This is a genomic window from Thermus sp. (assembly GCF_056332225.1).
Map to the genome: position 1 here is coordinate 1 of NZ_JBWGQW010000128.1, position 1,077 is coordinate 1,077.

The window sequence follows — 1,077 nt, forward strand, 5'->3', positions numbered from 1 at the left end:
CTTTAGGCCTCGGCCCCCAAGGGAGGCTTGCGGGCCTATGCCACGACCTGGGCAAGGCCACCCCCTACTTCCAGGAGATGCTCCAGGGGAAGCGGCGGAAAGGGGACCCCCTCACCTGGCACGCCCTTTTGGGGGCCCTCTTCGCCGCCTAGACCGCCAGGAGGAGGGGCCTCGAGGGGGACGCCCTCTTCCTCTTCCTCGCCGTCTTGGAGCACCACGGAAGCCTCTCCTCCCCCTGGGAAAGGCTCCCCCCGGGCCTGGCCGAGGGCAGGCGCCCCAAGGAGGGGGCGTGGGGCGTCCTCCCTGAGCAGCTAAAGGCCCTGGACACCGGGGCCTTCCGCGCCCTCGCGGCCTCCTTGGGCCTGCCGGACCCCGGGCCCTTCCTGGACTACTCCGCCCTCCTGGACGCCGACCGCAGGCTTGCGGGCCAGGCCCTCCCCCTTGCACCTAGGCCCATCCCGCCCCGGGCCGTGGAGGCCCACCTCGCCGCCAAAGGGCCTTCCGGCCCCTTGGGCCCCCACCGGGAGGCCCTTTTCCGGGGGGTGGCCCGGGCCCTGGAAGCCCCTCTAGAGCGCCTCTTCCCCGCCCGCCTCACCCTCACCGCCCCCACGGGGGCCGGGAAGAGCCTGGCCGCCCTCCGCTTCGCCCTGGGCTTGAGGGAACGGGTCCGGGAGGAGTCCGGCCTCCTTCCCAAGGTGGTGTACGCCCTCCCCTACATCGCCATCGCCGACCAGGTGGAGGAGGAGGCCCGCGAGGAGGCCGAGCGGGCGCGCCGCCTCGCGGAGGCCAAGGAGGCCCTCGAGGCCCTCGCACCAAAAGTTTTCGCCCTCCGGGGCGGGGACCCGGACGTGCTGGTCATGGCGGACCACCTGAGGGGCCGCCTCGAGGCGGGGGACCTCGAGGCCGCCCTCCCCGTGTGGGTGGCGGGGGAGCCCCGCCCCTCGGGGCCCGGGTGGGTGCCCCTGGCCCTGGCCGGAGTGCCCGGGTGGGCCCTGCCCCCGGCCCAGGTGTCCCTCCTCTAGCCCTTTCGCCTTCCCCCCTGCCCCGGGATCCCCGGGGTGGGGTGGTGCCTCTTTT

At 74.6% G+C, this 1,077-nt stretch carries 2 protein-coding genes; both read left to right on the forward strand.

The window, feature by feature from the left end:
* Positions 1–152, forward strand: a 152-nt coding sequence (locus tag AC01Y6_RS10455) for a CRISPR-associated endonuclease Cas3'' (protein WP_476671460.1), incomplete at its 5' end; no start/stop codon positions are given.
* A 54-nt stretch (positions 153–206) separates the two neighbouring features.
* On the forward strand, positions 207–1,022 hold the full coding sequence (locus AC01Y6_RS10460; RefSeq protein WP_476671459.1) for a DEAD/DEAH box helicase: 816 nt from the start codon (positions 207–209) through the stop codon (positions 1,020–1,022).
* Positions 1,023–1,077: the final 55 nt, after the last annotated feature.